This window comes from Wolbachia endosymbiont of Drosophila incompta (assembly GCF_001758565.1).
Taxonomy (GTDB): domain Bacteria; phylum Pseudomonadota; class Alphaproteobacteria; order Rickettsiales; family Anaplasmataceae; genus Wolbachia; species Wolbachia pipientis.
Map to the genome: position 1 here is coordinate 218,632 of NZ_CP011148.1, position 8,548 is coordinate 227,179.

8 protein-coding genes and 1 pseudogene (1 of these 9 cut by a window edge) are annotated in these 8,548 nt (G+C 34.2%); 8 read left to right on the forward strand and 1 reads right to left on the reverse strand.

Annotated elements, in window-relative coordinates:
- The 4 genes and pseudogenes from WG67_RS01010 to secF all read left to right on the forward strand — a co-directional run.
- Positions 1-1,409, forward strand: the 3' portion of a protein-coding gene (locus WG67_RS01010; protein WP_458694995.1) for a cytochrome c-type biogenesis CcmF C-terminal domain-containing protein. The gene continues 661 nt to the left of window position 1, outside the view; the window shows 1,409 of its 2,070 coding nt (coding positions 662-2,070); its start codon lies beyond the left edge, outside the window; its stop codon occupies positions 1,407-1,409.
- 173 nt (positions 1,410-1,582) lie between these two features.
- Positions 1,583-3,351, forward strand: a pseudogene (locus WG67_RS01015) (hypothetical protein); the annotation flags it as partial.
- 212 nt (positions 3,352-3,563) lie between these two features.
- Entirely contained in the window at positions 3,564-3,767 is a 204-nt protein-coding gene (locus WG67_RS01025) for a hypothetical protein (RefSeq protein WP_070356769.1), read from the forward strand.
- A gap of 200 nt (positions 3,768-3,967) precedes the next feature.
- A complete protein-coding gene (gene secF, locus WG67_RS01030; protein WP_010082185.1) occupies positions 3,968-4,843 on the forward strand; it encodes a protein translocase subunit SecF in 876 nt (291 codons plus the stop codon).
- Positions 4,844-4,849: 6 nt separating this feature from the next.
- Here the strand turns inward: secF and WG67_RS01035 are convergent, their stop codons facing one another.
- Positions 4,850-5,365, reverse strand: coding sequence for a TIGR02281 family clan AA aspartic protease (locus tag WG67_RS01035; RefSeq protein ID WP_006279648.1), 516 nt, complete (start codon positions 5,363-5,365; stop codon positions 4,850-4,852).
- Between the two features lie 134 nt (positions 5,366-5,499).
- On the opposite strand from WG67_RS01035, the gene yidC reads away from it, so the two are divergent.
- The 4 genes from yidC to WG67_RS01055 form a co-directional block, all read left to right on the forward strand.
- Entirely contained in the window at positions 5,500-7,209 is a 1,710-nt protein-coding gene (yidC, locus tag WG67_RS01040; RefSeq protein WP_070356770.1) for a membrane protein insertase YidC, read from the forward strand.
- Complete coding sequence (locus WG67_RS01045) at positions 7,187-7,615, forward strand: 6,7-dimethyl-8-ribityllumazine synthase (protein WP_006279647.1); 429 nt, start codon at positions 7,187-7,189, stop codon at positions 7,613-7,615. Before yidC ends, WG67_RS01045 begins: the two co-directional genes overlap by 23 nt.
- The gene (gene nusB / locus WG67_RS01050; protein WP_007549265.1) at positions 7,615-8,097 is read left to right on the forward strand and encodes a transcription antitermination factor NusB; all 483 of its coding nucleotides are present in this window, start codon (positions 7,615-7,617) and stop codon (positions 8,095-8,097) included. Before WG67_RS01045 ends, nusB begins: the two co-directional genes overlap by 1 nt.
- Positions 8,098-8,269: 172 nt before the next feature.
- Positions 8,270-8,548 (forward strand): transposase (locus tag WG67_RS01055; RefSeq protein ID WP_179945726.1); only part of this gene is annotated, 279 nt, incomplete at its 3' end.

An 8,548-nucleotide genomic window follows, 5' to 3' on the forward strand; every position in this document is an offset into this window, starting at 1 on the left:
CTGAAGGAAATGTTTTGGGTAAAATTGTCAGGCCTTGGGTACTTATTTCTTGGTCGCTGCTCACTTTGGGCATCAGCTTGGGTAGCTGGTGGGCATATCGCGAACTTGGGTGGGGTGGATTTTGGTTTTGGGATCCAGTGGAAAACGTTTCTTTGATGCCGTGGCTAATTGCAGTAGCGCTGACACATTTGTTGCTCGTGGTACGGAATTTCAATGTTTTAAGGAACTTTGCTATTTTACTTACGCTTACAACTTTTATATTGAGTGTGACTGGAACATTTCTAGTCCGCTCAGGAATACTTACCTCAGTGCACACGTTTGCAGATGACCCAAGATATGGACTATATATATTAGCTCTACTTGGTGTAATTACAGTCAGTAGCTTAGTAATATTTGTAGTATTTACGAGAAAAAATCACACGCCTGCGATGTCATTCCAATGCTTGACACTGGAATCCAGAAAGAAACTTGCTACTCAAGTGACAGAGGGTAGAAGATTCTTTTCACGCTTTACGATGATACTGATGAACAATTTATTATTCATCACTGCCTTTTTCATCGTGTTCGTTGGCACTTTATACCCTACAGTGCTTGAGTATTTAACCGGTGAATTAATTTCAGTTGGAGCACCATATTACAATTCTTTATTTAACTCTATTGCACTAGCTATTCTAGTGCTCACCATGATCGGGCAATACTGCAGTTGGCAGGGAAATAGTCTATTGCCAATATTCCGTGAATATAGATTTTCATTCTGCAGTGCTGCAGCTATTTTGCCGTTTATCTTTCACATGGAGCTAATAATTGTGCTATCAATTACTATCTCCATAGCATTATTAATCTTTGTTTTAGAAGCATACAGTAAAAGAATTCGTTTATTTAAGGTAGCATTTGGTGAATCAATTTTATTAGCAAGAAGAGTTTCTAAGTCCTACTATGCAATGATGCTTGCTCATGCTGGAGTGGCAATTCTAGTGCTTGGTATAGCTTATTCAGTTGGTTGGCAGGAGAAAAAAGAAAATTACTTAAAAATAGGGGATAGCATAACAGTCAATAAATTTAAAGTTACTTTACGCAATATTGAGCTAATAAAAGAAAAAAATTTCCATGCAGTGAGGGGTACAATGGATATCAGGAATTTGCTGAATAATAAGATATTAGGTGAAGTAACTCCTGAATATAGATTTTACCTTGCGGAAGGTCAGAAAAATGTTGAAAGCAGTATCTACCACAATTTGCTTTCTGATATTTATGTTGTAATTGGAGAGATTGATAAGAGTAAGAGCAAAATCGCAGCCAAAGTGCACTATAAATCTGGAATGTCTATAATCTGGCTTGGATCCTTTCTTATCGCTTTTGGTTCGCTCCTTGCTGCTTTTCCTTTTAGTGGACGAGCAAGGATTGTCTAGCTGTCGTGGATTTATTAACAACGCTCCTAGGTCCAGAGTGCAACGTATGAGAAATTACCGAGCTATAGATACTGATTTGCAAAGGTTAGAACCAAAGAAAGTTATATTTTTTTATTGACAGACCTATATATTACGATATTCACTAAGGGATTAGTGAGTAATGGTTATACAATATGAATGGTGGGGTATCAGGCAAGGAAAAAGTTATACGCACTCCTTTCGATTTTAAGGAGCCTTACAGCGATTGGCGTCAAATTTTTAAACGTCCTAATCAACAGTATAACCCTTCCAACTATGATTCGTCGAGCGAAATAAATGAACACGATATAGAAACTCAAAAGATTGAAGAAGGTGATGGCCATGATTCAGGTATTAGTTCCGATGATGAGGATGACCGGACAACTTATACAGCAGTACAATTAACTAATGATTCTCTTGATAGCCAAAGATATACAGGAATATGCATTCCAACACCAACTGATGGTGGGGTAGGTGAAAATAATCATCAGACTGGTTTATCAGGTGATTTGCCAGACGTGAGTAATAATCCACAAATTTTTGAAAGTACTGATTCAGTACAGCTAGATAATATTGTTTTTAGCAATCTAATTCAGCTTTCCTTGATTAGTCAAGAGCATAATTCTACCTGCAATGATCATGTAATTTGTGATTCAGGTCACAATTCTGACGATGAGGATCAGATTCCAGAGGACTTTCCTTCAAGGAAACGAGTACGATCGATTGAAATTGATCAGTTTGAACCGTTGTACAGGAAGAGGAAAATAGAAGCACAAAATAATCAAAAATATACAGAAAATGTATGTAATCCAACAAATGGTGGTTTGTTAGGTGAAAGTGATAATCCACAAACTTTTGAAAGCGATCCTTTACAGCATGGTAGTAATGGTTTAGGTTATAACTTCAATGGTTATAGTCAAGCAACTTATAGTAAATTAAGTGCTTCAGATCAAGAAGAGGGTCAAGGCTATTCTTTAGGTGGTTCTTGTGAAAATAAAGAAAATTTGACAAAGGGCGCTGGTGGTAGTAATCAGACTTTTGAAGGTGAACAGAAAAGCTCAGAATTTCCGAAAGTTGACAATTGGTCAGATAGTGATGGGAACTCAGAAGATAGTTCGGACTCAAAAAAGGGTTCGTACTATAGTTCAGGTAATCTTGATTCAATGGAGTTAACAGATGATTTGGATTCAGAAAATGATCGGGACCTAGAAGATGATAATCCTTTTCTAAAAGACTCACTTTTTATGAAACTAAAAATGTCGTTAACTCAAAGTAAACAGGATCTGATTGATAAATGCTGTGGGGAGGTGAGAGGTATAACAGAACAAAATGAACAAAAAGATATAAAAAAACTCCAGAAAGTATTAAGTGTATAGTAGCTAAATACTTAGAAAAAGAAGTAATGTTAAATTTAAAATGTAGTTGTTGTAACAAAACTGTAACAAATACAGTATTTGAAGAAATAAAAGATCTTACTAGTGGTAGTCATATAAGTAACAGAAGTAACACTTTTGTATTTGATAACTTTCCCTGTCAAAGTAAAGATAAAAACTGTAACAAAGAAAGTAAAGGTCAAAACTGTAACAAAGAAAGTGAAGATCAAAACTGTAACAAAAAAAATGAAGTGTCCGAAGAGGACATTATCAAAAGCATTGTTAGTAATTTATTGTTAGAAGGTGGGAAAGTAAAACGCCATAATTTTTTCGATGGGAATGAGTTTGAGCAGATAGTTACTTGTAATGGATTTGATGATGGTCTTTCTGAGAAATGTAAGGAAATTGAAAGCAAGCTAAAAGGTTTAGCATATGAAAGTATTGTAAACAAAAGCAAGCAGACTCAAAATGTATTAGGAGTAGACAAGGATAATAGATATTTTTGTATAGAGTACTCGCAAGATAGTATTGTTGAAGTTGCAGAAATCATATGTTTCTTTATACACAGGAGCACTAGTGTGAACGCTGTATTGTGGAGCCGTGTGCGGGAAATCCGCAAGCACGGTTCTTTTGGGGAGACTATGGTTATGAGACCAAATCGCTGGTTTCAAGGTCATGAGTCTCTACCAGACCTTTTACTACTGAGGTAGGAGAGATAAGTATTTATCTAAGTCCTAGTGAGAAAGGCAGCAATAAAATAAAAGTGGAGATTGATGGGGAAAACAGAGCAAGGCTTAATGAGTTAAAAAATAGGGGAAAAAGTTTAGGGGAAAACTGTCTTTTAGGAGGAAAAAGTGTTGAGGAAGCTATAGAGCATGAAAGTTTTGAAAGATATGGCAGTGTACCTAACACTGCTATGAAGGAACCTAGCTTAGGTTGCGTTGCTAACATAGCAAGGGGGGGATAAGCTTGCAGAGATAAAATGATGGGCCAAATTGGCAGTATTTCGCTTTTGTAATGTACTTCAAAATGGTAGTATGCAAGCTAGATAGAACTTAATTGACAGACAAGAATTAACTGATGGAAAAATTGACATAATCAAACAATCACAGAATAAACTAGTGAATTTTTTGAAAAGTATATAAAATTCAAGTTTAAGTAAATAGCATGGCACTTAGACTCATTCCAGACAACCTCGATATCAAGTTTAGTAAATATAGGGATTTGACTGCATTAATTAGCATTATTCTTATCATCTTTTCAATATTCACTGTTGTGCTGCGTGGAGTGAACTTAGGCATAGACTTTGCAGGCGGAATTTTGATAGAGATAAAATCTTCAGATGAGAATCACTCTATTCTCGATGCATTAAAAGAAAATGGTTTTACAGTGCAGAGTTCAAAAGCGGGTGATAATTTAGTCATGCGTTTTAAAGATGAAGGAGATGAAGATAAAATCAAAAAGATAAAAAGCATACTAGAAGAAAAGCTGGGGAGCTCAATAAGCTATCGTAAAATAGACTATGTTGGCCCACAAATAAGCTCAACACAAATATTTGAAGGAATGTTATCCATGTTGATCGCGATTGTTGGAATATTTTTTTACGTTTGGTTTAGATTTAATTGGCAATGTGGATTCAGTGGAATAACAGCACTGATTCATGACGTGATTTTAACTGTTGGTTTTATTAGCCTAACTGGCATTGAGTTTAATATTTCATCAGTTGCAGCTCTCCTTACTGTCATTGGTTATTCAATCAATAACTCAGTAATTATATATGATCGGATTCGAGAGTATCGCAGGAGTGGTAAAAGTGGGCGGATGAGTGAGGTAGTAGATGCAAGTATCAACGCTACATTATTTCGCACTATATTAACTTCTGGTACAACCCTTCTTGCTGCTCTTCCTTTGGTATTAATCTGCACAGATGCAGTGAGAGACTTCAGCTTGATCATTTTTTTTGGTATTTTGATTGGCACTTGTTCTGCAATATTTATTTCTGCTCCTATATTGACCTACAGAGCTTTGATAAGTAGATTGTAGAAGTGTTTAGTCGCGGTATAATATCAACTTATTATCTCTTATAGTGAAATGAAAATACCTTAAAAAGCTCATTCCAAGTAGTGAATGAGACATAGAATGAGTGTTAACGCTTGCCTGTACATCATTAATCAAAAAATTTCCTATTTTAACTTGAGGTATTTGAACCACTCCAGCTTTTATTTGACCTTTCGCAGTTTCATATATTTTAAAATCCTGAACATTTTGTAAGTTAATACCAACATGTAATGCGTCTTTTTGTGATAGAACAATATCGGTTGCTCCAGTATCAAGCAAAAACGTTATATTGCGATCATTGACTTGAGCCTGAATATAAAAGTGTCCATCATATGACTTCGTAAATTCAATACTTCCACTATTCTGACCGCTATTTTGAATTCTTCCTTTATATGGTAAAAAAGTACTGAGAAATCTGTCGCTTAGTTTGTCCCTTTGTGAATCAATAAGCATTGCAGTAGTGGCTATTATTAGCAACCAAATAACTAGATTTTTCACCGCGTTCATATTGTTAAAATTTGAAGCTATTAAAATAAATTTTAAAGATCAGCGTTAAAAGTTATTATTAAAAATAAGTAAATTTCATTGTTTTAGTACAATATTTAGTATACACTTTAAGAAGATATGTTTGATTTAATTTCATGTCAGAAGCAAAAAGTTTAATTTTGGCAGCTATCCTTTCCATGTTAATCATGGTGTCTTGGCGTATTATTTATGATAATTTTTTTAGTACAAACCAAAACCAGCCATTGATTGAAAATATTGAACATATCGAATCTTTTAACGACCTTGCTCCTATAATATACCAAAATCGTTCTGAAATTATTAATTCTACTCGAGAACAGAGGGTTAGTTTAACCAATAACATGATTAAAGGATCAATTTCTCTGAAAGGTGCAAGGTTTGATGACTTAATTTTAACTAATTACCACTTAGAACCGAGTTCTTCTTCTCCACAAGTGGTGTTACTGTCACCTGCAGAATCAAAAGATGTATATTTTGCAGAATTTGGGTGGCTCGATCCGAGTAACAAGATTAAAGTTCCAGATTCTAAAGCAGTCTGGCGAGCAGATAAACTTAATCAAAAAGAGGTCAATTTATCTTGGGACAATGAGAATGGCATTTTATTTAGAATGAAAATTAACCTCGACGATAATTACATGTTTAAAGTTGAGCAAGTTGTTGAAAATAATACAAAGGATAATGTAGTTTTGGTTCCTTATGGTAAAATTAACCGTAAACGTGACAATATCAACGAATCTTATTGGATATCCCATGAAGGAGTACTGGGTGCATTTGATAATAAACTAGAGGAGTGGACATATAAGGATATTTCCAAAAAACATTTAATAAAAGCAAGCACGAGTGAAAAAAATTGGTTTGGTTTTGCTGATAAATACTGGCTCACAGCCATCATACCTGAAAAATCTGATAAAATAAATGTAAGCATTAAACACACAAACGTTAATAATACTGATAAATTCCAAGTAGATTTTGTCAAACCTTACAAGAGCATACTTCCTGGTGCAAGCGTTTCTAATGTGAATTATTTTTTTGCTGGAGCAAAAAAGTTGAATTTACTGGATTCTTATAAGGACACTCTCAATATACCCCTGTTTGATAAAGCTGTAGATTTTGGTGTTCTTTACTTTATAACTAAACCAGTGTTTTTACTGCTTGAATATTTTAACTTCGTTTTAAAAAATTTTGGCTTAGCAATATTATTGCTGACTTTAGTAATCAAACTTTTGATGCTTTCCTTATTTAATAGATCATATATTTCGATGTNNNNGGTAAAAAGCCTGCAGCCTGAATTAACTCGTATAAAAGAGTTGTATAAAAATGACAGCTTAAAGCAGCATAAAGAGACAATTGCATTGTTTAAGAGAAACAACGTAAATCCAATGTCGAGCATTTTTCCCATGCTAATACAAATACCGGTATTTTTTGCTCTATATAAAGTATTATTTGTTACTATAGAGATGAGGCATGCTCCTTTTTTTTTATGGATTAAGGATCTTTCAGCTCCTGACCCAACGAACATCTTTACATTATTTGGGTTGTTTAATTATAACTTTCCTATTTCTATAGGCATTTTACCTATAATTTTCGGTGCCACCATGATAATTCAGCAGAAGCTAAGTGAGAAAGATCAAACCAGTAAAGATGATATTCAAGTAAATGTTATGAAGTTTTTACCTTACATTTCTGTCTTTATTTTTTCTTCTTTTCCTGCCGGCCTGGTAATATATTGGATATTTAGTAATATTATAACTCTAATTCAACAGTCATTAATAAAGTTGTTTTTAACAAAAAAAGTGGTAGTAAATGTCGAGAATACTAATAGTTAATTCGATTTATTACACTGAAATAGCGAACCTTTTGCTTGAAGGTGCAATTGATAAATTAAAAGGCAGTAATGCCAGTTACGATGTAGTTGAGGTTCCTGGTACATTTGAGATACCAGCTACAATTCTTTTTGCAGTCAAGAGTGGGCATACTAATTATGATGGTTATTTAGCTCTTGGGTGCGTAATTCGCGGTGAAACCGATCATTATCAATATGTTTGTAAAGGAGTAATTGAAGGCTTAAATGAGGTTGTTATGCATTATGCAATACCCCTTGGTATGGGTGTAATTACCGCTGACAGCAAAGATAAAGCACTAGTTAGAGCTGATAAAAACAAAAAGAACGTTGGTGGCCATGCAGCCTCAACTGTTTTGCGTATGATAGATTTACACAATAAATTAAAATAATGGAGGAAAAACCAGTAGATAAAAAGTGGCGCATAAAAAGAAGCACGGCAAGATTTCTTGCTGTACAAATTGCTTATTCAAATATTTTCGTAGGTTACAACAAAAGCACTTTTAAACTGGAAAATTGTGAGCTTAAGGACTACATAAATAAGTTGAAAGATATATTTGAATGTGAAGAATTTGAACATCAGTTCTTAGAAAACTTGTTATATAAGGTTATAAAAAGCAGTGAAGAATATGATAAAATAATAGAGTCTTATTTACACCCAAGTTGGTCCCTTTCACGGTTAAATCTTATAAGCTTATCTATTTTGCGTGTTGCAATATGTGAGTTAGCTAATTGTGATACGCCAGTTCCAGTTGTCATTAATGAATATACTAACATTGCATCTGATTTACTTGATAAACCAAGCGAAATTGGTTTTATTAATGGGTTATTGGATAAGGCAAAAGATGCAGTTAAATTAAATAAAAATCCTTAGCAATTATAGCCAGCAAGCACAAGGTGTCATCCGAGTAGCTGCTGTATGAACATTGTCTACCAGATCCCAGTGCTTGACACTGGAATGGCTTTGTTGCATAGCAACTGAAAAAATCTGGTGGCTACTGACAAAATTCATTATAAAATAGCCATTTAACCTTGAAAGAAAAAATATGCCACAAAAAATGAGGGTCAGTAACCATAGCGAATATAACAAATTTCTAGAAAAAAGAGGAAATATTTTTCATTATATCAACGAAGCCATAGAAAAGTGGTACGAGAATGGTCCAAAAATACCAGGTGGCAACAATATTTATAGCGATAAAGTTGTAATTTTGGTGCACATAATAACTTGTTTATTTAGAATAGGCCTGAGGCAAACAGTTGGGTTTATAGCAGGATGCCTTGAGCAAATTGGGAAAAATTTGCAAGTTATCAGCTATTCACAATCA